This is a genomic window from Iodobacter sp. (genome assembly GCF_025352645.1).
Classification (GTDB): domain Bacteria; phylum Pseudomonadota; class Gammaproteobacteria; order Burkholderiales; family Chitinibacteraceae; genus Iodobacter.
This window is the reverse complement of the sequence record NZ_JANXSO010000093.1, coordinates 1-23,026: the sequence shown is the minus strand read 5'-3', so window position 1 is coordinate 23,026 and position 23,026 is coordinate 1. Positions and strand designations below refer to the sequence as shown.

At 45.2% G+C, this 23,026-nt stretch carries 18 protein-coding genes and 1 pseudogene; 5 read left to right on the top strand and 14 right to left on the bottom strand.

Features of this window, described 5'->3' with window-relative positions:
- Nucleotides 1–5: 5 nt before the first annotated feature.
- The 4 genes from truA to Q0R17_RS10485 all read right to left on the bottom strand — a co-directional run bounded on the left by truA (nucleotide 6) and on the right by Q0R17_RS10485 (nucleotide 6,579).
- Entirely contained in the window at nucleotides 6–788 is a 783-nt protein-coding gene (gene truA, locus Q0R17_RS10500; RefSeq protein ID WP_293934854.1) for a tRNA pseudouridine(38-40) synthase TruA, read from the bottom strand.
- 41 nt (nucleotides 789–829) lie between these two features.
- Nucleotides 830–1,399 (bottom strand): hypothetical protein, encoded by a 570-nt coding sequence (locus Q0R17_RS10495; RefSeq protein ID WP_308446357.1) that lies wholly within the window; start codon nucleotides 1,397–1,399, stop codon nucleotides 830–832.
- 53 nt (nucleotides 1,400–1,452) lie between these two features.
- Nucleotides 1,453–4,380, bottom strand: coding sequence for a FimV/HubP family polar landmark protein (locus Q0R17_RS10490; RefSeq protein WP_293934848.1), 2,928 nt, complete (start codon nucleotides 4,378–4,380; stop codon nucleotides 1,453–1,455).
- A gap of 951 nt (nucleotides 4,381–5,331) precedes the next feature.
- The gene (locus tag Q0R17_RS10485; RefSeq protein ID WP_293934846.1) at nucleotides 5,332–6,579 is read right to left on the bottom strand and encodes a D-amino acid dehydrogenase; all 1,248 of its coding nucleotides are present in this window, start codon (nucleotides 6,577–6,579) and stop codon (nucleotides 5,332–5,334) included.
- Between the two features lie 265 nt (nucleotides 6,580–6,844).
- Between Q0R17_RS10485 and Q0R17_RS10480 the strand changes: the two genes are divergently transcribed.
- The 3 genes from Q0R17_RS10480 to recX all read left to right on the top strand — a co-directional run bounded on the left by Q0R17_RS10480 (nucleotide 6,845) and on the right by recX (nucleotide 10,288).
- Nucleotides 6,845–8,701 carry an ATP-binding protein gene (locus Q0R17_RS10480; protein ID WP_293934844.1) on the top strand — a complete coding sequence of 619 codons (1,857 nt, stop codon included), beginning with the start codon at nucleotides 6,845–6,847 and terminating at the stop codon, nucleotides 8,699–8,701.
- Nucleotides 8,702–8,780: 79 nt separating this feature from the next.
- Entirely contained in the window at nucleotides 8,781–9,839 is a 1,059-nt protein-coding gene (recA, locus tag Q0R17_RS10475) for a recombinase RecA (RefSeq protein WP_293934841.1), read from the top strand.
- Nucleotides 9,840–9,841: 2 nt separating this feature from the next.
- Nucleotides 9,842–10,288 carry a recombination regulator RecX gene (gene recX, locus Q0R17_RS10470; RefSeq protein ID WP_293934838.1) on the top strand — a complete coding sequence of 149 codons (447 nt, stop codon included), beginning with the start codon at nucleotides 9,842–9,844 and terminating at the stop codon, nucleotides 10,286–10,288.
- A 263-nt stretch (nucleotides 10,289–10,551) separates the two neighbouring features.
- Here the strand turns inward: recX and Q0R17_RS10465 are convergent, their stop codons facing one another.
- Nucleotides 10,552–11,370, bottom strand: a complete 819-nt coding sequence (locus Q0R17_RS10465) for a transglycosylase SLT domain-containing protein (protein ID WP_293934835.1) — start codon at nucleotides 11,368–11,370, stop codon at nucleotides 10,552–10,554.
- Nucleotides 11,371–11,475: 105 nt separating this feature from the next.
- Complete coding sequence (locus Q0R17_RS10460; RefSeq protein ID WP_293934832.1) at nucleotides 11,476–12,354, bottom strand: LysR family transcriptional regulator; 879 nt, start codon at nucleotides 12,352–12,354, stop codon at nucleotides 11,476–11,478.
- A 101-nt stretch (nucleotides 12,355–12,455) separates the two neighbouring features.
- On the opposite strand from Q0R17_RS10460, the gene Q0R17_RS10455 reads away from it, so the two are divergent.
- Together Q0R17_RS10455 and Q0R17_RS10450 are read left to right on the top strand one after the other, a co-directional pair.
- On the top strand, nucleotides 12,456–13,073 hold the full coding sequence (locus tag Q0R17_RS10455) for a DsbA family protein (RefSeq protein WP_293934829.1): 618 nt from the start codon (nucleotides 12,456–12,458) through the stop codon (nucleotides 13,071–13,073).
- Between the two features lie 31 nt (nucleotides 13,074–13,104).
- A complete protein-coding gene (locus Q0R17_RS10450; protein WP_293934827.1) occupies nucleotides 13,105–13,743 on the top strand; it encodes an NAD(P)-dependent oxidoreductase in 639 nt (212 codons plus the stop codon).
- A 206-nt stretch (nucleotides 13,744–13,949) separates the two neighbouring features.
- On the opposite strand, the gene Q0R17_RS10445 is transcribed toward Q0R17_RS10450, so the two are convergent.
- The 8 genes and pseudogenes from Q0R17_RS10445 to Q0R17_RS10410 all read right to left on the bottom strand — a co-directional run.
- Complete coding sequence (locus Q0R17_RS10445; protein WP_293934824.1) at nucleotides 13,950–17,624, bottom strand: transporter substrate-binding domain-containing protein; 3,675 nt, start codon at nucleotides 17,622–17,624, stop codon at nucleotides 13,950–13,952.
- A complete protein-coding gene (locus Q0R17_RS10440) occupies nucleotides 17,621–18,247 on the bottom strand; it encodes a response regulator transcription factor (protein WP_293934821.1) in 627 nt (208 codons plus the stop codon). The genes Q0R17_RS10445 and Q0R17_RS10440 overlap by 4 nt, the downstream gene beginning before the upstream one ends.
- 118 nt (nucleotides 18,248–18,365) lie before the next feature.
- Nucleotides 18,366–18,848 carry a fimbrial protein gene (locus tag Q0R17_RS10435; RefSeq protein WP_293934819.1) on the bottom strand — a complete coding sequence of 161 codons (483 nt, stop codon included), beginning with the start codon at nucleotides 18,846–18,848 and terminating at the stop codon, nucleotides 18,366–18,368.
- Nucleotides 18,849–18,901: 53 nt separating this feature from the next.
- A complete protein-coding gene (locus Q0R17_RS10430) occupies nucleotides 18,902–19,399 on the bottom strand; it encodes a fimbrial protein (protein ID WP_293934817.1) in 498 nt (165 codons plus the stop codon).
- Between the two features lie 55 nt (nucleotides 19,400–19,454).
- Entirely contained in the window at nucleotides 19,455–20,480 is a 1,026-nt protein-coding gene (locus Q0R17_RS10425) for a fimbrial protein (protein WP_293934816.1), read from the bottom strand.
- 36 nt (nucleotides 20,481–20,516) lie between these two features.
- On the bottom strand, nucleotides 20,517–21,236 hold the full coding sequence (locus tag Q0R17_RS10420; protein WP_293934814.1) for a molecular chaperone: 720 nt from the start codon (nucleotides 21,234–21,236) through the stop codon (nucleotides 20,517–20,519).
- 27 nt (nucleotides 21,237–21,263) lie between these two features.
- Nucleotides 21,264–22,895 carry a fimbria/pilus outer membrane usher protein gene (locus Q0R17_RS10415; RefSeq protein ID WP_293934877.1) on the bottom strand — a complete coding sequence of 544 codons (1,632 nt, stop codon included), beginning with the start codon at nucleotides 22,893–22,895 and terminating at the stop codon, nucleotides 21,264–21,266.
- Nucleotides 22,895–23,026 (bottom strand): annotated as a pseudogene (locus Q0R17_RS10410) (IS1595 family transposase); the annotation flags it as partial. The pseudogene Q0R17_RS10410 and the gene Q0R17_RS10415, both read right to left, overlap by 1 nt.

The window sequence follows — 23,026 nt, the reverse complement described above, 5'->3', positions numbered from 1 at the left end:
ACACCTTAAATCAAACCATGCCGTGATTCTGGCTCACTCGCCAGCGCATATTCAGGGGGATAGCTTACACCAGCTAGGTAGAGCCCGTCTGGCATAAAGGTGGGGGGCGCGGACGTTCTGTCTTTGGCTAGGATTAATTCGGCCATCCACTCGGGTTTATCGTTGCCTTTCCCAATATGTAGTAAGGCTCCAATAATATTTCTTACCATATGATGCAAGAAAGCATCGGCAGAGAAATCACAAATAATGAGATTACCTTCTTTTTGGATACTCGCTCGCGTCATGGTTTTGACCGGAGACTTAGCTTGGCATTCCGCCGCCCTAAAACTTGTAAAATCATGTTGCCCAAGCAAATACGCCACCCCTGCCTGCATCGCCTCAAAATCTAAATCATAAAACGCCCACCCCATTCGCCCTGACCAGAGTGCTGGGCGCACCGGATGATTAAGTAATAAATAGCGATAATGTCGAGCAAACGCCGAGAACCGCGCATGAAAGTCATCCGAGACGGGCTTGGCCCACAATACAGCCACCGAATCAGGCAAAAAACTATTCACCCCCCTCACCCATGCGGTAAGCGGCCGATTGACCTGTGTTTCAAAGTGAACAATTTGCCTTGCGCCATGCACACCCGCATCCGTACGGCCAGCAGCGTGTACGCGAATGGTTTCACCCGCCATTTGACTCAGCGCCAGCTCTAAAGCCGCTTGCACAGTCGGCAGATCTTTTTGGACTTGCCAGCCATAAAAGGCACGGCCATCGTATTCCACTGCGAGTGCGTATTTCATTAACATCGTCATCTAAAAAGAAGTCATCTATAAAAAAGCACCTAGCGCAGCATCAACAAGGTGCTCAGCGCCGCCATGCACAAGACAATAAGCAGCAGCAAATCAAAAAAAGACAGCGACTCTACCAGAATAGAGACTTCCTGCAACTCGCAAGGCTGCTCTGCAAGCGCCAATCGCTGCGCAAATGTGCGCCACGCTAGCGGCTCTGGCTGTGATAAAAATTCGGCAGAGAAACGCATGGTTAAGCTAAGGCGCAAAGCCCAGCGTTGCCGATTTAGCCCCACATAGGCAAATGGGCGCAATAAAGCATACAACCCAGAAAAAATCTGCGCCGAGCTTAATCGCCACAGCAATAGCTGCAAAGCCGCTAGCACCCCCATTAAGCGCACCGCTTGCAGAGCACCAAAAGCCAAGCCTTCTATCGTGGGAGACCAAGGGCTTGGCCAAAGATACTGCCCCGGCGTAGCCCAGCCATATACCAGTGCAATGGCTAATAATAAATAGCGGCAGCGCCTCAAAGTTAAGCGGCAGCGATTAGCGCAGCAGCTTAGAGCAAGCAAAACACATAACGCAGAAAAGACAATGAGTGGGGTACCCTGCAAAATTTGCAAGATACACGCCACCCAAAGCCAAACTACAATTTGATTTGCAGAATGTACTCTAATCAAAGATTACCTAATAAAGCTTGCGCCTGTTTCTGCTGATCGGGGTTACCTTCACCAATGGCCTCTTGCAAGATTTCTCTTGCTCCTTCGACATCGCCCATATCCACATATGCTTTTGCCAAATCTATTTTAGTTTGCACGGGATCATCCCCAGCAAATTCTAAATTTGATTCCGCAGGCGAGAAAGCGGAAGCCGAGTCAAAGTCCAAACCTAAGTCGCCCAAATCAATGGACTCCTCAGCAGGCAAATTAGGCGCGGTGATTTCGAGTGGTGTATCAAGAGAAAAATCAAAATCCAAACCTAAACCATCATCAGCGCTGACCGCCTCCAAGACCTCTTCGGCCCCATCATTAGACGGTGTTGGCGCAGTATCAAGCAAGCCATCAAAAGCAGGTAACTCACCCATGGCTGGCGACTCATCCAAATCCAAATCAGGCAAAGATGCTGTGATATCTACGGCCGCTTCTGGCATGGTATCAAGATCAAAATTTAAATCGAAGGGATCATCAGCCATTGGCTCCGCCGGAGCCAAAACTTGGGCCGGTGCTTTAGCGGTCATTGCAGCAAAATCAACGGGCAAATCCAGATCCAGCATTACATTGTCGCTAGGGGCATCTACTGGCTTTGCGGCCTTTTCTGGCGCCAAGAAGTCGTCCAAACCAAAATCAAGGCTGGCCAAATCATCCAAAACAGGATTTACGGGCGCAGCAGCTGCTACATTTGGCTGCAACTCAGGCAAAGACAAATCAAACTCAGCGATCGCATTAGACTTAGGGCTAACGACATGTTCAGCCGCTGGCGGTACAACATCCAGCTCACTAGGATCAAAATCAAGCGATAGATCTAGATCATTTAAACTAGCTTGATGATCCACACTTGGTGCAGCGGCAGCTTCCACGCCCATCATTGCATCAAAATCACTGACGCTACTCGCAGGTGGCGGCTCTGGATGCTCATCAAGCGGCAAGTCAAACTCATCAGCTGGCATGGACATATTGTCAAACACGCTAGCGGCCGTGGTCGATGCAAAGGCCGTGTTCACTGGAGCTTGGGTATACAGCGGGTTTTCTGGATCAATTTCACGGCCTTGATACGCCGCCTGTTCCCAATGCGCACCCTTACCGGAAGTCATAGTAAAGAGGTCTGCTGCCAACTCTTCAAAGGACGTTTTGTCTTTTTTTGCCGCCAATATTTCCAGCAGCTTCAGGCGAATTTCGTGACGATTTGGATCTTTTACCAGGGCATCACGCAAAATCTCCTCGGCCTGTTCGTTCCGATCGTAAGCCATATACACTTCGGCTTCAGCAATTGGATCGACTTCATCCGTATCAATCGTACCTAAGCCTTGACGGCTAAAATCGGTAAGAAAGGAGTTTTCTGTTGGCTGGGTACTAATGACTGCACCACCGGTATTGCCAAGCAGCGTATTAGATTTTAAATCTCCCCCCGTCAACACGCTATCCGCAAATGCGCTACCTTGCTTGCGTCGCCGCGTCCACGCAAAGCCAGCACCACCCAATAGAATTGCGGCCAAGCCGCCACCTAGTGGTAATAAATTATCCATCACAGCATCTACAATGCCAGGCTCAGCAATAGGCTCTGGAGCGGGCACAGGACGACGTATTTTCTTTGGCGGGCTAACGCTCGATGCGGCACTGGCCGTATCTGGCACAATTGCAGGGACATCGCTGGCCACCAACGGCACCGTTGTCGCTACTGGCGTCGGCAGCGGCGTTGCAACGGGCTGAGGGCTGGCCTCAGAAGCGACGACAGGGTTTTGCTTGTTAACGCCTTGCAACTCAGCCCCTGTTCGGCTTTTCAGCGCCAGTAGTTTTTCCATGTCATGGATGTTTTTTTGCAACTCAGACACACGTTGGTTTGACTCATCCAAACCTTTTTGCCTTGCCGTTACTTCTTCTTCCAAGGCACGAATACGGCCTTGTGCAGTGGCATCACCCTTCGCCTTACCTGGAGACTCACCCTTAGACAGCTTCAAAACATCTTGACTAGCGCTACCCGGCAAGGCTTTTTCTTCAACCTTCGGGGTGATTTTCCCAGCATTAACCGGCTCATTACCCGCCACTGCTTGGCGCTTTTGCACCGCTTCAGCAACTTTATTACGATATGCCTGCCAATCTTTCGATTGTAAGCGTACTTCTTGAGCCGCCTCTTTAGCCGGCGTCACCTGTAAAGCTTCTTTACCCGGCACATTTAAAATGCGGCCACGGCGTAAGCGGTTCATATTGCCATCAAAAGCATCTGGATTTTGGCGATAAAGCCCCACCAGCATTTGCTCTAACGAAATACCTTCTGCTTGCGTTTGGCGAGCAACGGCAGACAGGGTATCCCCTGCCTTCACCTTATATTGTTGATCGGTTGATTTATCTGCAGCCGCCGGAACGTCTGCAGACTTGGCTTCTGATTTTCTAGCTGCCGATTTAATAGCACCTGTACGGCGTGTACCAGGCAACACGGATGGCGAAAACGACTCTCTTGACGAGTTTCCCGCCGTAGCAGATGGCGTATAGCCCAGTGGATCAATCAAAGCGGTGTATTCACGCTGGATTTTTCCGTCTGCCCATTTCAGATCAATCACTAAGTCCAAAAATGGCTCTGAAATAGACTGCGTAGAGGACACCAAGACATAGTGCTGGCCATTAGCGCGCTTATCAACCGCAAACCGCAAACCCATCGAAGCCGAAGGGTAAGGGACTTGCGCTTGCGCAAAAGCCTCCGGAGCGGCCAGACGAGCAACTAAGCCCTCTGCCTCACCCGGCTGCACGGAAACTAAATCAATTTCAGCACGAAAAGGCTGACCAAGCCCAGACAATACATTTAGCCTACCTAATCCAACTGCACCCGCAGACAAGGGTACAGCCAGCATAATAGCAAGGACACAAGCCTTGAGTTTCGGTTTGATCGGCACAATTCCCCCAACACTTCACTTTGTTTTTTAACCAAGGATTAAACCTCAGCGCTTATTGCTTTCTTGATAAACATAACATTTGCGCCAAGCGTGGCGCAAGCCGCACACCTAATTTGTATACCGCATACATGTTAAAACTTGATTTTAGAATAAGACAAAATAATACGTAAAGCGCTCATTCCTACAACTTAAATAACGAAACACAGCCCTAACAATCTAAAAAAACAGAAGCACAAAACGAAGCCACTCCCTTTCCTTATATATGCAAGACACTCAAACCATATAGCAAATATTAAGCATTAATCCAATCTATATCTACAAAAATCAAACAGACAATGCTAGCCAAGCAGGGCACCGCCCCCCGCAAAAACCCAGAGCAAGATGCGAAAATCGATTCAGGATACATAGAATAAATCCAATCCCAACAAACACATACAACATATTTAACGCGCAAATACGGCTCAAGGCTTACATCCTAACCGCCCAATTAACTCAACAAATCAATGCAAAATATAATCGCAAAAAATGCAACGAAAAACAAGATTTTTACCCATACCTAACAATAGTTTTCAGACAAACCAGATGAATTATAGAACACATCGCCCCCTGTTCTGAGCAAATCAGCGGCTACCTTGTTATCAAACCACCGATAAAACCATTCCACTTTTACCCTTTATAAAATGACATGCGCAAATTGAAAGGGGTGGGTTTTAATTTAGGGTTTTCCTCCTATTTAGCAAAAACATAAAGTCAATTTTATTTGTGAACATTGCTTCAATTTTTAAATAAATCACCGTAAAAATCACTAAGTATTTTTGCTTAGTAGGCACGCGTTAAATCAAAAAAATAAACCAAAAAAATAAAACCAATGCAAGCCAAACATCTATCCTATTCACTGGTCAAATAGATATCAAAAAGCCACCAAATAACCATGGCTACCTTCTCAAGCCCTTACTGAAAACAAAAATCCACCTCAGGCTTCTTGCCTGAAATAAGCTCAGCAATGGCCAATGCGGAGCCACAGCACTCTGTCCAACCTAAAGTGCCATGCCCCGTGTTTAACCAAAGACTTGGATACTGGGTACGGCCGATATACGGAAGATTACCTGGCGTTGCTGGCCGCAGCCCTGTCCAAAATTCAGCCGCAGCATAGTCTGCACCGTTGGGGAAAATATCTTTCACACGATCAACAATCGCCTTACAACGTACTGCATTTAAATCCAAGTTATAGCCATCAAACTCTGCCGTACCCGCCACGCGCAAATAATCGCCAAGCCGCGAGAACACCAATTTATGGCCATCATCGGTCAGGCTTACTGTAGGTGCGCAATGCTCAGCCCGCACAGGAATCGTGGCGGAATATCCCTTCGCAGGATAGATATCTAAATGAATACCCAAGGGGCGCAGATGCAGCGGGCTATAGCTCCCCAAGCTCACCACAAAAGCATCGGCAGCGAGGGATTCCAGCCCCCGATCACCCAGCACCCGCACCGCTTGCACATCACCTGCTGCGCACTCAAAGCCCGCGATCTCGCAATCGTAACGAAACTTCACTCCCGCCCGCTCACAACGCAGCGCCAATTCATTGGTGAATACGCGCGCATCTCCTGATTCATCGCTAGCCGTATATGTGCCGCCAATGATAGGCCGCATAGAATCACGCAAAGCAGGCTCAATCAATAAACATTCCGCCGCTGACTTAACTTGCCGATCTAAACCTAACTCCCCCATTAATTTTGCCGCCGGAATAGCCGCTTCAAACTCTGACAACTCGGTGTAGTAATGCAAAATGCCTTCCGTGCGCTGATGGTATTCAATCCCCGTTGCCGCGCGCAAAGTTTGCAAGGTATCGCGGCTATACAAACCTAATCGCACTAGGTTTTGTAGGTTGTAGCGTGCGCGCTCCTTGGTGCACTGTTGTAAAAAGCGCAAACCCCAGCGCCATTGATGCCAATCCAATTTAAAACGAAACAAGAGTGGTGCATCCTCTTCCCCTAGCCATTGCAATGCCTTCCAAGGCGCCTTGGGATTCGCCCAAGGCTCAGCGTGGCAAACTGAAATTTGCCCACCATTGGCGTAACTGGTTTCCCTTGCGGCCTCGGGAGCCCGCTCAATCACCGTGACCTCATGCCCTGCCTGAGTTAAGAACCACGCGGAGGTTATCCCAATCACGCCAGCGCCTAATACAATGACTTTCATTTTTATCTCCCTCATCGAATGACTATTGATATTTTTTTGCGGCGTGGATTCCCAAATCCAGCTTTAGATATCAATAGCAACTCAATCAATCAGCGCGCTTATCCTGCGATCAATCCATTGTTTTTTCTTTATGCCGCCCGCAAGGCGATTCATAATACGGCATTCAGAATCATGAAAAGCACATCGGTTTAACTAGAAAGACAAGACTTGATCTAAACTAACATCTCAAACTCCCCCACTCTTTAAAGCCAAGCCCCACCACGCTATGAATCTGTCGCTTAGAACTTCTATTATTTTTGCCACGCTTTTAGGTTTACTCCTTCCCTCAGGCGTAAATGGCTATATCAGCCTGACCCGTCAGCTAGATAATGCCCAGCGACAAATCAATAATGATCACCAGCGGATTGCCGATATCCTAGTACTAGGTATGCAAGAGCCGTTATGGAACCTATCGCCAGACGCAGGCAAGCCACTACTAGACTCGGTTGTGAGCGACGAGCGCATTGTGCGTATTACGGTCAATGATTCAACGCTTGGTTTGTTTTTAGAAGCAAATAAACCAGAGCGCCGCCGAGGCCATTTGCACTCACTCACCCGTGTAGTAAGCAAGCAAGGCAGCAATATCGGCACCATCACCATTGAATTAGACGATGGCAATGCCACAACACGCATACGAAGTGAGCAACGACTCTACCTTGCTGCCGTGCTTTTACAAATTGTCCTCAGTTTAGGGCTAATTCTTTTACTACTTGAATCGCGCATTATTCGCCCTTTGGCCGAGCTATCTAGGCAGGCCATTAAACTCGCTCGCCGTGAGCTAGATGAAGCCTTTACCTGGCACCGCAGCGATGAAATTGGCACGCTTGGGCAAAACTTAGACACAACACGTCGGTCTTTATCTGAACTCATTTTGACGCTTGAGCAAAAAAACCTGCAACTTGAAACTGATTTACTTGGCCGCAGACAAATTGAATTAGCCCTGCGTACCAGCCAAGATCGCTACCGACGTTTAGTAGAATCCACCCGCATCATTCCTTGGGATGCCAACCCAGACGAATGGCGCTTTACTTATGTTGGCCCGCAGGCAGAAGAGCTACTTGGCTATCCACTTGCGCAGTGGTATCACGAGGGGTTTCTTTCTAGCTATTTGCACCCTGATGACAGGCACCATGCGTATCGCCTGTTTAGCGAAACCAGCAAGGAAGGCATTTCTGAGTTTGAATGCCGCTTTCAAAGCAGCGAAGGCAAAGAAATTTGGGTGCTACTGACCGCTTCCAACCAATGCGATGCCAATAATAAGCGCACCTTACAAGGCTTTATTATTGATATCAGCGTACGCAAACAAGCCGAGCTGGATATGGAGCACTACCGCAACCATCTAGAAGAAGTAGTCGAAGCCCGTACCCGTGCACTTGCCTCGGCCAATCACGAGCTAGAAGCGTTCTCTTACTCGGTATCGCACGATTTACGGATTCCACTTCGCACCATAGAAGGCTTTAGCCAAGTATTGCTTGAAGACTATATTGGCTCGCTTGACGTTAATGCGCGTAATTACTTAGCGCGCATCCGCAGCACAACGCACAATATGGCCAGCTTGATCGATGACCTACTCAACCTATCCAAACTCACCCGCATTGAAGTCCGTAGCCAGCCCATTAATATCAGCGCCTTAAGCGCAGAAATCATCGATGAATTCCGTAGCCTGCAGCCGCAGCGTCACGTTGAAGTGCTCATTGAAGAACAGCTGCAAGCCCATGCCGATCCTAAACTAATCTTGATCGCCTTGCGGCACCTGCTCGACAATGCATGGAAATTCACCGAGCAAACAGAACACGCCAAAATCAGCATCGGCGCCACCCAAGTTAACGGACAAACCGTTTTCCACGTTCAAGACAATGGCTGTGGCTTTGACATGGCCCATGCCAATAAAATATTTTCGCCATTTCAACGCCTACACTCGCAAAGCGAGCTCACCGGCAATGGCATTGGCCTTGCCATCGTACAACGTATTATTCATCGCCATGATGGCCGTATTTGGGCAAAATCACAGGCAGGCAGTAGCACCTTCTTTTACTTCACCCTACCTAATAAATCGCAACTCAATAATCACCTACTCAACTAATTGTGAGTAAACCCCTTTTCATTTACAGAACGATTGTTCTATAATCACTCCACTTTCACATAGCGCTCGGGACACACACATGGACGACAACAAGAGCAAGGCACTCGCCGCGGCACTCGCGCAAATCGAACGTCAGTTCGGCAAAGGCGCCATCATGAAAATGGGCGAGAACCAAATCCAAAATGATCTACAAGTGGTATCCACCGGATCATTAGGCTTGGATCTAGGCCTTGGCGTTGGCGGCTTACCTCGCGGGCGTGTTGTAGAAATTTTTGGACCAGAATCATCGGGCAAAACCACACTTTGCTTACACGTTGTAGCTGAAGTGCAAAAGCTTGGCGGCGTTGCAGCTTACATCGATGCTGAAAACGCACTTGATCCTGTTTACGCCAGCAAGCTGGGCGTGAATGTATCTGAAATGCTGATCTCCCAACCAGATACCGGCGAGCAAGGCCTTGAAATCGCAGATATGCTGGTTCGCTCTGGCGGCGTAGATATTATTGTGGTTGACTCCGTAGCCGCCCTCACCCCTAAGGCAGAAATTGAAGGCGAAATGGGTGATGTGCACGTTGGCCTGCAAGCACGTTTAATGAGCCAAGCCCTGCGTAAGCTCACTGGTAACATCAAACGCACCAATACACTGGTTATCTTTATTAACCAGTTACGTATGAAGATCGGCAATATGATGCCGGGGCAAAGCCCTGAAACCACCACCGGCGGTAATGCGCTGAAGTTTTACGCCTCGGTACGCCTTGATATCCGCCGTATTGGCGCGGTTAAGAAAGGTGATGAGATTATTGGCAATCAAACCAAGGTTAAAATCGCCAAAAACAAAGTGGCACCGCCTTTCCGCATCGTGACCTTTGATATTCTTTACGGCGAAGGCATTAGCCATGAAGGCGAAATCATCGAGCACGGCGTTACACATAAAATCGTCGAAAAATCAGGCGCTTGGTATAGCTACAACGGCAATAAAATTGGCCAAGGGATTGAAAACTCCCGTCAATACCTGAAAGACAATCCAGAAATTGCCGCTGAAATCGAGCAAAAAATCCGCGCTAAACTTGGCGCAGGTGGCTTACTGCCGATTGATCCCGCTGCATTGCTAGATGATTTAAAAGAAGAATCTGACGAATAAGTATGAGTTCAGTATTACGCAATAAAGCTTTGCAACACCTTGCGCGCCGTGATCATGCGCGCGGGGAGTTGCGGCTGAAATTACTACCCTTTAGTGAAGACCCAAGCGAAGTCGATGCTGTTTTAGATGATTTTGTGGAGCGTGGCTGGCTATCTGACACCCGCTTTGCAGAGCAATGGGTTTTCTACCGCTCTGCACGCTACGGCCCACAACGCCTGCGTGCGGAATTACAGCAAAAAGGCGTGGCCAATGACATTATCTCTACGGTAATGGAAGAACATGGCGACGATGAGCTAGCGCAAGCCCGCGCGCTTTGGCGTAAAAGATTTGGTACCCCACCGCAAGACCCCAAAGAGAAAAACAAACAACTGCGCTTTTTAATCAGCCGTGGTTTTTCGGTGTCGGTTATTTATAAGGTGGTAGGCGGTGCAGAGGACGATGATTTTTAATTAATAATATCGCGGCGCACCCGGATATTTTTGATACGCCACACCCACAAAAAATGCCACGTACTAACAACAAGGCAATACCAAGGGCCTCTGCATGATTGTGTCTAGTTTTTAATCGGGGCAGAGAAGATAGCTTAAACCAATAGAGATAGATCTTGCGTGTTAACACATAAATCTAACCATACGTGCTCGCAATCAGCCGTCTATTTGCTAGGTGCGCATTGTTTGATCTTCCCGCTTAACATCCCTAAGCCCTCAAAACATTAGGCCCCAAAACGCCGCTGGATTTGTTTATGCTGGCTATAAGGATAAAGCCGTATTACTTTGGCCACATATTGCTGTGTTTCAGGGTAAGGCGGCACGCCGTGATAACGGTCGACGGCTTTCTCTCCCGCGTTATAGCTTGCAGCAACCAACTTCACATTGCCCTGATAGCGATCTAATAGCCAGCGCAAATAACGCACTCCCCCTTTGATATTTTGACTGGCATTAAAGGCATCCCGCACATTAAAGCGCTCGGCGGTTTCAGGGATAAGCTGCATCACACCCTGTGCGGATTTCAAAGACAAAGCTTGAGGATTAAGCTGTGACTCCACCCTAGCAATGCTCAAAGCAAAATTTGGATCTACATCGTGCCACAAGGCAATTTGCCGCACGATACGGGCAATTTTTTGCTGATTAGCACTCAATGTGGGCAAGGCTGGCTGAACTATTTCTGGCATTTTTTCGGGTTTTACATCGGCCAAAATACAAGGCGGCAATTGGCTAGCGCCTAAGCGTATTGTTTCTAACATCATCTGCGCTCGCACATGCCCCTGCCCAGCCGCACTAGAAAACAGCGTGGCCGCCATTTTTCTATTTTCTGGCACCCCTTCGCCAAATGCATAAAGCATCCCCAGCATGTACTGAGCTTCGGTAGAGCCATTTCTAGCCGCAGCGCAATATAATGCTGCGGCTTCCCATGCATCTATAGGCTCTAATTTAGCTGCCGCGGCTAGACTATCAACCCATACAGGAGCCTCACCCATATTAGGGACAGGAGCCAGCGCCACCGCCGCGCTAAAAATCAGATTAAATAGCATGATCATCCCCAATAGCCAAACTGCATACAGCTTATTCCTATACCAGCAAACAACGAGCGCAAGCAGACCAGAGGATTAAATCAAGCGACTAATGCCTGCCCTAAATTAAGTCATCGGCCTTGAACGCATAAAATCGAGCAAGATCCTTACCTTAGCGGGCAAATAACGGGCGCTCGGATAAACGGCATAGATACCGCCAGCCGATAGCGCCCACTCGGGCAGCACATGCACTAAACGCCCTGCGGCCAAATCATCCGCTACCATAAAGTCAGGCAAAACCGATAGTCCCGCCCCATTTCTGATCAAGGCCAATACCGAAGAAGGCGCACTTGCGCGCATCACCGAGTGCATCCTCACCGTACATATTTCACCGGCTTGGTTAAATTTCCACGTAAGCGGCGCATGCAGGCGCGTCATCGTCACCCAAGGGAGCTGAGCTAAATCTTGCGGATGCTTGGGCGATACAAACTGCGCCAAGCACGCAGGAGCGGCTACTACACACTCGGCAAATTGCGCCAACTTAATTGCATGCAAGGCCGAATCTTGCAAGCGTCCTAGACGCAAAGCAATATCGATACGCTCGGTCAATAAATCCAGCACTTCATCCGTTGCCAACAACTCGATCTCTAACTGTGGGTGCAAGGCGGTAAACTCGGCCAGCAGGGGGGCAAATACCGCTCCGGCATAATCCACAGGCGCGGTGATTCTTAATAGCCCCGACGCTTTAACCTGCCCCAAGCGATCAAGCGCTTCATGCGCCGCTAGCAGGAGTGGCGAGATATCTGCATACAGCTGCTCGCCCACCTCGGTCAGTAATACTTTACGCGTACTGCGGGTAAACAGCGCCACGCCAAGCTGTGATTCAAGCTTGCTGATTTGCTGGCTCACTAAAGACTTGGCCATCCCTAACCTATCCCCCGCCGCAGTAAAGCCGCCCGCTTCCACTACGGCTACAAAGGTGCTGAGGCGATTTAAATCCAACATGGGTATTGTTCCGTTTTTGTAAACATTCAATTCTTAATTGGCTTATTTATCTAATCAATTCTAACAGGCAAGATAGCAGCATATTCTCTGGGACACACACAATGCTTCATCTTTTCTTTGATCCACTTTGCGGCTGGTGCTACGGCGCGGCTCCTGCCCTTGCGGCACTTAAGCAAAATAGCAATATTGCATGGCAACTCCATCCAACCGGCCTATTTGCCCACCCGCAAGCTATGGACGCAGAAATGGCTCAGTACTTTTGGAGCAATGATCAACGCATCGCCCAAATGACGGGTCAAGTATTTAGCCAAGCTTACAAAAACAATATTCTGGGTGATTTATCCACCCCGTTTAACTCTAGTGACGCCACTCTGGCCTATTATTTGATTAGCCAAGCGGCACCCGAGCAAGCCATTCATATCTTGCATCGCGTACAACAACTACGCTACGACTGTGGCTTACAAGAGAGCAGCGCATTTATTCAAATAGCAATTGAATTTGGTTTAGATGGCCAGCAATTTGCTCAAGACTTTGCCGCTGGTTGGCCAAAAGAGCTAAGCGAGATGACCAGCAAGGCTAAAAAAACCATGCAACAGCACGGCCTACGCGGCGTGCCGGCACTGTTATTACAAAAAGATAATCAGTTCTCTGTTGTACCTAGCTCCTTGCTTTACCAAGACCCACAAGCCTTAATTGATTTTGTAGCAAAACACCAATAATCCATACTTAACGCACCACAAAGGACTCATCATGAAAATTGCAATCATCGGCGCAACCGGTTACGTTGGCTCAAAACTATTAGCTGAAGCTCTAGATCGTGGACATCAAGTGAGCGCACTCGTTCAAAATATCGACAAGCTGCCTAGCCATGCCACTTTAACGGCCGTTAAGGCCAATGTTAATGACGAAGCCGCGCTGATCGCTCAACTTGCTGGCCACGACATCGTGATCAGCGCCTTCAGTGGCCATGCTGCTGGCGATGTTTATCAATATTTTGTGGATGGCTTTACCCACATCTTAAACAGCGTAAAAGCCGCAGGCGTAGCGCGCTTTTTAGTGGTTGGCGGTGCGGGCAGCTTAGAAGTAGCACCTGGCGTGCAAGTTGTGGACACTCCTAGTTTTCCAGCAGAATGGAAAGGCACTGCACTGGGTGCACGCACTGCGCTTGAATTACTGCGCAAAGAAAGCACACTAGATTGGAGCATGCTCAGCCCGTCTGCGCATTTAGAGCCAGGCAGCCGTACCGGCGTATTCCGCCTAGGTGGCGATCAGCTACTACTCGACGCCCAAGGTGAAAGCCGTATCTCGGTAGAAGACTACGCGGTAGCGATGTTAAATGAAGCAGAAAACGCCCAGCACAGCCGCCAGCGTTTTACCGTAGGGTACTAAATTAAACGTATCACGATCGACTCTTGAAATTAAAAAAGCGGCTCTTATGGAGCCGCTTTTTTATGCAGAAAATCCCTTGTTTAATAAAGTACAACTGCCTTAAAAAACCACGTCTTACAGAGAAAAACGAGCATGCCGATTAGGTACGCAGGGCTTGTTACTCGCCCCTAAATTATTAGGTGCCAAAAAACATCAAGAAACCTGCTTTAAAACTCTGCTAGCCCATTATTAATATGAGATAAAAGCAAAGACTCCAAAGCCAAAATGGATTCCTCCAAGGCAAAAACCGCAGCGGCTAATTCTTCTGGCTGATGGGCAGATTTACAGAGAGTCTCCAGCACTTCACAACTCCGCATAAGCTCACCCGCATTAACAACCTGAGCGGCCCCCTTGATTTTATGCGCCAAACCACCCAAGCCTACTTTATCTGCCACATCAGAAAGATTTAAAAGTGTAACCAAATCATCCCGATTATTATTGATTAGCTCATTCAAAAATCGAGCAACTAACTTAGGATTATTACCCGTTAGCTTCATGAGCTGCTCAATTTTAACCTCACCGTAATCTCTTTTTCCTTCCCCCAAAAATAACACTGGAGAAAGTACAGAGCTCGTTAAGTATTTCGCTAAATCATCGACCCCCACAGGCTTAAACATGCAATCATCCATTCCTACCGCCTTACAATGCTCACGCTCCTCCTCTTGAGCATTAGCGGTATAGCCAAGTACACGGCATGGTGGTAACCGGCTTATCTTTTCTGCTTTGCGAATCGCTTGAGTTAGCTCATAGCCACTCATCACAGGCATATTGCAATCGGTAATGACCACATCAAAATGATTTGCTTTCCAAACACTCAGCCCCTCTGCACCATCTTCTGCGGAGCGGACCCCATGCCCCAGATAGATAAGCTGTTCACACAGCAATAAGCGATTCGCAGCGTGATCATCCACCACTAACACCGTCAAGGGCTTTTGCTCCTGCTGCCCTTGATCTAGCCAGCCCTGAGCAGACAATACGGGTTCTAGCACATTAAAAGTGAGGCTAACTTGAACCTGAGTTCCCACCCCCAACTCGCTAGTAAGCTCCAAGCCACCGCCCATCAATTCACAAAGCTCACGACTAATCATCAGGCCTAAGCCAGCACCTATCCTAGTGCTCTGCCCATTATTGTTAGCCTGAATAAAAGGCTGAAACAATCGCTCCTGATCTTTCTTGGCAATACCAATGCCACTATCTTTCACTAACAACTGCACCTGCAAATAGACGTCACCAATTGGCTTACCCAGTACTTGAATATCAATCCGCCCTTTATGAGTAAATTTAATGGCATTTCCAATTAAATTAGAAAGTATTTGTTTAAACCGTAAAGGGTCAAGCAATACATCCCTATTAATACTCACGTCCAAATCCACAACCAAACTTAATCCCTTTTGCCTAGCCAAACCATCAAAAACGCGTACTACGGATTCAACTAACTCACGCAAATGCCCTCTTGTGGGGGCTAAGCTCAGGCTGCCAGACTCAATTCTAACCACATCCAAGATATCGCCAATCAGCTCTAATAAGCTTTGGGCTGAACCATAAGCCACCTCAATGGCAGAGCGATCAAGCACGTTCCGGTCCGCTTTTTTTAATGCAAGCTCCAACATCCCAATAATCGCATTCATAGGCGTGCGAATTTCATGACTCATAGTCGCTAAAAAAGTCGTCTTTGCTTTGCTTGCGCAATCAGCCAACTCTTTTGCATCCTTCAACCCACTAATTAATTGCTCCCGATCAGTAACATCCACATAACAACAGGCTACACCTTGAATTGCCCCCCTAGAGTCAAGGCAAGGAAGCATCCAATGACGACAAATCATCATCGAATCCCCTACTCCCCAGCTCAGGATACAATCCACAGCCACCTCATCACTAAGCACCCGCTGAAACGCTACGTTCAGCGCTCTAAGCCCGTCCGCACCATTTAAACCCAATGAAATCAGCACATCAGCATTATCTGCTTTGCCTATTAATAATTCCCGCGTCAAACCAATTTTATTTAGAAAGAAATCATTACAAAACTGTAAAACGCCATCGGATCCAACAATATAAATTGGAAAGGGTGCGCCATTCATTGCCCCAGCCAAAAGATTCAATTTATCAAGCAATACACGATGGGATGCAGCCCTCTGCTTACTAATCATTGCTAATCTAAGATTCCAAATTACAAAAATAACGATAATAAAAAAAACAAGAGCGATGATGCTATAAATTAAAGATTTATGATCAAACCAGCGGCCTGAAGACACCATAGGCGGAGCCTGCCAGCGACTACGAATCATTGAGCGCTCCTCAACAGGAATCGCAGCCAAGGCCTTATCTAAAATAGCAAGCAACTCTACCGCATCTTTTTTTACAGCAAATGCGGGTTGATATTGGATTTGCTCATCACCCAAATCTAGCATTGAAGAAATATACAATTCATTTTCAAATAAGCTATGAATATAGTATTCAGCCCGTGGCAACGTCACCACAGTGGCATCTACTTTTCCTGCCGCGGTAAAGCCCAAGGCTTCAAGCGCATTCTCCATATTTACTAATTTTATTTTCGGGTATTTTCTTTTTAATATCTCAATTAATTCTACATTATCGACAACAGCCAGCTCAAAACCATCCATATTTGAAAGATCGTCAATTCTGGCGGCACCCTTTTTTACCACAAAAACATATTGACTATAAAACATTGGCCGACTAAACATAAATTTCTTCTTTAAAGAAATTGAGCGGGATAACGGCGCAAATACATCAACATCACCATCCTCGGCTTTAGAAAAAGTATCACTCAAGGATGAGCTACGGGATATTTTAAAAGTTAAACCCGTATTCAATTTTATTTTATTTAAAACATCACCGAGCACCCCCTGCAAACCTCCATTTATATCAAAATAGGATATAGGGGCAATATAGTCACCCACATCAATGGTCACAACAGGGTTTTTATTTATCCATCTTTTCTCTGATTCAGTTAAGGTGATTTTATTTTTATTACCAAGATTAATGCCATTACCATTCCATCGACGAGCAATCCCTGCTTTTTCTTCTTCTGTAATTGCTTTTAACGCAGCGTTAACAATCCGCTGTAATTGAGTATTGTTTTTTGCAAACACATAACAACACCCATAATTACCCAAATCAATTTCACTCAAACTATTCAATTCAAGATAATTATAAAAATCATTATTAATTAAATAATTAGCAGAAATTAAGTCAATAATCATCACATCAGCCGATCCAAAAGCAACCGCGCCAAGTGCATTACTCACAGAAGAAAACGATTTAAAATTAGCGTTTGAATATTTACTTTTTAACACAGAAAAAGGGATGTAATCAGGCACTGCAGCAATACTTACGCCACTTAGATTTTCAGGGAAATGGCTTTCTTCTTTTTTCCTAGATACAACAACAAGATTATTCTCAATATACTGATCACTAAAAATATACGCGCCATCGGAGGAGTAAAAAAAATCCGAGCCATCCAATAAATCAATTTCACCCGCTTTCAAAGCATCTAGTAAGAGCGCTTGGTTAGCATAATGATAGACCTCAACCCTAACCCCTAGCGACTCTGCAATCACCCCAATATAGTCTGCAGTCACACCAGAAAACTCACGCTCATAAGTTGTAATACCAAAAGGGGGCACATCAGGTAACGCTACGCCCAGTTTTAATATTTTTTTTGCTCTTAACCAACGTGAATCTTGTTCATCAAGCGGTACATCATGCATGGTAGAAAAAACATGCTCAGATAATACCAGCTTATCCAAAAAAGGGACCTGCGAGCTGGCCTGGTGCATAAGCAAGGAAAGTAACAAAAATATAAGATACTTTACATGGCTCATACGGGTGTATTCCTACTCACCATATTGATTAAATCAGTAAGGCTGCCAATCCCCAATTTAGTAAAAATTCTAAGCTTATATGTACTTACCGTTTTAGGGCTTAGCAGCATATCAGCGGCCATTTCTTTATTGGTTTTCCCCAAAAGCAACTGCTGCATAATCATCATTTCACGATTAGACAAACTACTCAGCATTTGATGCTCAGACTTTAATACATTGTCACTAGCATGGACTAAAAATGACTGATTTGGAAAATAGCTCACCCCTTTCATAATCATTTTTATTGCATCAACTAGATCTGTGATTTCTTTATCTTTCCCCAAATAGCCAGAGGCCCCCGCCCGCATACAGCGCTGCACCATCTGCTCAGCCTCGCCTGATGAAAAAACCATAACCCGAATAGGGAGCTTTGATTTTTGAATTCGAGCAATCACCTCAAACCCATCTAGATTGGGAATAGCAAGATCCAATACCAGTACATCTGGCACTAAGCTCTGGGCTAATTGCCAAGCATCCACCCCATTATCCGCCTCACCCACCACATCAAAACCACTCTGTTCAAGCAGCATTTTTACCGCCAAGCGAACAACGGGATGATCATCAACAATTAAAACTTTTGCCATAAAAAATCCATTAGTGAGGCGTCCATCACATCCCAAGTAACAATACCAACTTTTACCTTAAATTAACAATACTTATAGGTGCAAACATTTATATTCAAATGCCATAAAAAATCGCACACTAGGGGTAATTTAATGTGAAATTTGCTACTGCACTAAAGCCCCCAGCTTTAATCTTTTTATTCTCAATTGTACTAGGATCTCCCTGAACAAATGCACTAAATTGAATAGCATTCTCACCTGAAGTTAAATCAATCATCCCTGTTGACGAGCCTAAAGGCAAAATAATATTTTTATATTTCAATCCTATTGCCACACCTGATGCAATAGACCCAGGATCAAGGGCCAATAGATCACTCTGCTCAGTGCTCTTATTCCCCGTAAAAATAATGTTAACTGATTTACTAATACTAAGATCACAATTTTTTAAAACCAAACTAAAATCTTTTGTAGCAGCTGCGCCAGAAGAATACAAATCCTTAGTTGATATGGCATTAAACCGTACTGTTTGATCACTATTTTCTATCGCTAAAACACAAGGGCTTGCAATCAATTCTCCAGAAATATTAACCTTAATTGCCATTGCATGCTTTGGTGTAAACATGAACAGACCCAACAAGAAAATTTGATACATTAGCAGTTTCAAAATATAACACCTTATCTAATGATAGAAATCATCGTAATATTTGCGGAAAATCTTCCAGGGGCTAATGATTTTTCTGCATCTAATTTAGTGGGAGCAATACTTAGTTTTAATTTATCATTTGTAGAGTTGACTAAAAAATTACTCCCACTTCTTACAGCCTGGTCGTTCACTAATAATTTTAGACCCAAATTAGCATGGTTAGTTGTTAAAACATTAGAAGTACCCACAAAAGTGCCAGTAATCCTAACTAGATACTCCGCAGCCCCCAAACCTGGGGTACATTGCTGAGGGATATCTACCTGAATAGATGGTTCGCCATCTACCTTTTGGATATCCACCTTCCCCAAATCAACGCTATAATCTTTATCCATATTAAAAACACAGCGAGGAGGAATAAAAACACTCCCTTTTAATCTAACCACAAGATTTACATCACCCGCAGCAAAAGCATCTGATCCCAATAGTAAACTGAACAATATAAAGAATGAAAAATTAAAAATTTTATTCATTATGTACTCTGAAATAACAAGGGATAAAATTCACAATATAGAATGGATTTCATTCTTATGGAAACACAATAACTAATGTGGCTGTGGCTGTAAAATTTCCACTTACGTTTTTACCACTTCGCTTAACTGGCACAAAACCTACAGAAATTGCCCCACGACCGCTCGTAGAAGACACCTGAAACGAATCCCCTGGCTTAACGACCTTACCTGCCGCCATCATCGCAATCCCTAAATCTGCTGCTATTGTCGAAGCAATAAGCGTGTTAGACAAAGTAGATGGAGTAGCTGTAAGACGCACCGCTAAACTCCTTGCATCCACCACAGAGCCGGTGCAAACAAAACTTGGATTAATTGCTTTGTAATTACGATCGGATGCACTAGCAGAAGTAGGAAGCAAATCAGAGTTAATATTCCCGAAATCGATATTTAAATCTGTCCCCGCATTTATTGTGCATTTAGACGGAAAAGTTAACGTGGCGGCCAGAGTGCGCATTGAAAATAAAGGCGTTGGTGCAAACATAACCCCACCTGTATCCGCATAAGCAAGAAATACGGATGAAACAATAATACCTGCAGGAATTTGAATGGAGCCTCCCGTCACTTTACGCCTTAATTTAAAATAAGCAGAGCCGCCATATGTTGGCATATGGAAAGTCATCGATCTGTTTGAATAAGACTCGGCAGGTAGGCTATTTGCATCACTTTTTATAATCGAAAAAGGAGCAGTATTGCCGGCAGGCGAAAATCCGGGAATTAAACCATATGTAGCACGTACATCAATATCATCAGTCAATTTATAATAGCCAGTATTAATAGCCGAAACGGGCAACGTCCCCATATCGGCTTTTAAATGCATAACATAAGATACTTGTCCTGTTGTATTACTACAAATAACAGTCTGGCTTTGGCCTGACAGCCCCCAACCTTGTCTAACCTCGATTCCTACTGCATTGCTGTTAAAAATATCACTGGGTAAAATGGGTCCCGCAGTCAACCCCGAGTAACAATTTATAGCAGAAAAAGAAAATGCAGAATATGTCACTGCAATACATAAAAAAACAATCCTAAAAAGATTATTCATAGCTATACGCCTTTAAGTGCATCCACTTTCTATTGTTTATTTTTTTACAGCACATTGATCTTCACTACATGCAAATAAAAGCTCTATATGTCCACCATAATCATTAACATACGTCAGCACAAAATGATTCAATTTATTATCTTTCATGGGCAAGTCTAAGCTTGATTTTGGCTCTATCATAAAGCCTGAAAAATCTGCAATAGACTCCTCTTTTTCTGCAAGTGCGAACTTTGTTACCGTAATATGATATGGGGTTGGATTTACCACCTGAAAACCTGTAGTTACTTTATTTACAAGCAATTTATTTTGCCATTCCCCCTCTCCAAGCAAACCAATACTTTTAGGGCGATAAAACATTTTAATTTGTGTCTGCATCGCAATTTGCATTACATTTTCTTTATCGCTTTTAGGCGGTATTTCACGCAAATTAAAATAAAAAACACTTTCTCTATCTTGCGGCAAATCAGCAACGGAAGCCGTTTTTTCAATTCGAACCAAACTTTCTGAGTCAGCCTCTAAGCGCTGCAATGGGGGTAAAACAGCAAAAGGAATATTCTCTTTTTTGTAGTCTTTATTTTCCAACCAAGCTTGCGCTAAATAGGGCAATGCCTTGCTCCCATTAAAAATCCTAAGGCTAGTTGACTTATCCTGCTCGTTATAAACTAATCGCGTTCTATCCAAACCAACGGCCGCATTAACAACCGAAGCTTGCGCGCCAAATACTGCCGCAAATATAATAAAAACGAATGATTTCATTTTATAATTACCTTTAATTTTCATTTATTAATAGGGCACACACGTTAATGTGGCTAGACTTTGAAGGGTATATTTTTCTGCAATATAAATACGGCATTTACTATCACTCCAAGTGGCGGTAAATTCGCTATCTGAATTTATCCCAGATAAATACGCCATTCCTGCATCACTCACCAAGCCCGCCATACGCCCCTTAGCATCAACAATTTGAGCCCCAAAAGGTAGGTACTTGCCATCTGGCAATGTAAGAGTAGTCATTAGCTTCATTCCTTGCTGTACAGAGAGCTTTCTATAGCCAACCGCACCTTCTGTTAATGTTGCATCCACAACAGGGCTTGATACTTCAACGTCATCGGCCAGTTGATTCACATCAACTGCAGCGCTGGTTCGAGCATAGCTATTTACATCACCAACAACGGCCTTTCCCCAGTAATTGCTTTGCGTGCGCCCACCATTAACAGGCACACCACCCACACCAGCGGTATCAAGCATCAATCTGGTACCACCATTAACACTTTGTTGATGCAAAGCTGCGCCTTCTGCGGTAATCGTTATCGCACTCCTAACGGTTGCAGCTGCAGACCAATACTCGCCACTTTCATGCCCTACGCTCAGGGTAGTACTCGCCATCGCCCCTTCATGAGCATAATAGCCACGTACAGATTCGGCACTACCACTTGCTTTATCTCTTACCCCAGCACTGATTTGCCAGTTACTTCCTTCATTTTGATAATTGCTATATGTAATATCATGGCTATTCACATCATTATTTCTACTTGCAGAATAATTCGCTGAAGCGCCTTGCCCCATTGGTATGGACAAGTTCATTGATAGCATATTGCCGCTGTTATTTTTATTTACATTTTTAGAAAAAGACAAACTTGCAGACATGCCTTTTATAAAACCAAAATCAAATATTTTGTTAATTGACAATTGAATGCGCTCTTCAGGCACAATATTCCAATAATCCTGATGAGTATAGGATGCATATACAGAGGTTTTAAAATTAGAAAAACTTTTGCTACCCGTAACTGTATACATGGATTTGCTATTTCCAATATTTTCTTGGGTTTTGTTCGCTTCTATAAACTCATTCATACTCATATATTCATGCTGAGAAAAACGATAACCTGCAAAGGCAATATCACCATCAATCTCATCAAAACGTTTTGAATAATTTAACCGATATGAATAACCTTGACGATCGTTCTCGTTAGCAAGATTGGCTGCAGAACGCGTTACATGCAATGATAAAGCGCCAAATTGATATAAATCTCGGCCAAGACCCAATGCAAATGCATTATATTTTTCTGAAAAAATAGATCCGCCGAACAAAGACCAACTATTACTCACCCCCCATGAAAAATCACCAGAGCCAAATAGTATTTCCCCAGACTTATCCGATTTATATCCAGAAGTCGACGATTTACCCAGTGCGGCCTTATACCGTACACTTCCTGGGCGCGTTAAATAAGGAATTGTTGCTGTATCTACACTAAACGTTTGAACGCTGCCGTCTTGCTCAAGCACTCTCACCTCTAATTGGCCACGCACCCCACGCCCTAATTCTTGAATATTAAATGGCCCTGCAGGAACAATAGTTTCATACAAAATATTAGCATTTTGGGAAATAGTAACCTTAGCATTTGTTTTCCTGATTATGTCTCTTGCTCAGTTAATCTCCCACGCGGGCAAGGCTTAGCTATGAGTAATGCATGTAGCATTCGTGGAATTAGGGCGCACAAATCAAAACGCCGATTAAATCGGTACTGCATTTCTGCCAAATAGCG

Coding starts and splice junctions, on each gene's coding strand:
- recA (WP_293934841.1), top strand. CDS start 8,781: ATGGACGACAACAAGAGCAAGGCACTCGCCGCGGCACTCGCGCAAATC.
- Q0R17_RS10455 (WP_293934829.1), top strand. CDS start 12,456: ATGCTTCATCTTTTCTTTGATCCACTTTGCGGCTGGTGCTACGGCGCG.
- Q0R17_RS10465 (WP_293934835.1), bottom strand. CDS start 11,370: ATGCTATTTAATCTGATTTTTAGCGCGGCGGTGGCGCTGGCTCCTGTC.
- Q0R17_RS10425 (WP_293934816.1), bottom strand. CDS start 20,480: ATGAATAATCTTTTTAGGATTGTTTTTTTATGTATTGCAGTGACATAT.
- Q0R17_RS10435 (WP_293934819.1), bottom strand. CDS start 18,848: ATGTTTACACCAAAGCATGCAATGGCAATTAAGGTTAATATTTCTGGA.
- Q0R17_RS10440 (WP_293934821.1), bottom strand. CDS start 18,247: ATGGCAAAAGTTTTAATTGTTGATGATCATCCCGTTGTTCGCTTGGCG.
- Q0R17_RS10445 (WP_293934824.1), bottom strand. CDS start 17,624: ATGAGCCATGTAAAGTATCTTATATTTTTGTTACTTTCCTTGCTTATG.
- recX (WP_293934838.1), top strand. CDS start 9,842: ATGAGTTCAGTATTACGCAATAAAGCTTTGCAACACCTTGCGCGCCGT.
- truA (WP_293934854.1), bottom strand. CDS start 788: ATGAAATACGCACTCGCAGTGGAATACGATGGCCGTGCCTTTTATGGC.
- Q0R17_RS10450 (WP_293934827.1), top strand. CDS start 13,105: ATGAAAATTGCAATCATCGGCGCAACCGGTTACGTTGGCTCAAAACTA.
- Q0R17_RS10420 (WP_293934814.1), bottom strand. CDS start 21,236: ATGAAATCATTCGTTTTTATTATATTTGCGGCAGTATTTGGCGCGCAA.
- Q0R17_RS10485 (WP_293934846.1), bottom strand. CDS start 6,579: ATGAAAGTCATTGTATTAGGCGCTGGCGTGATTGGGATAACCTCCGCG.
- Q0R17_RS10430 (WP_293934817.1), bottom strand. CDS start 19,399: ATGAATAAAATTTTTAATTTTTCATTCTTTATATTGTTCAGTTTACTA.
- Q0R17_RS10480 (WP_293934844.1), top strand. CDS start 6,845: ATGAATCTGTCGCTTAGAACTTCTATTATTTTTGCCACGCTTTTAGGT.
- Q0R17_RS10460 (WP_293934832.1), bottom strand. CDS start 12,354: ATGTTGGATTTAAATCGCCTCAGCACCTTTGTAGCCGTAGTGGAAGCG.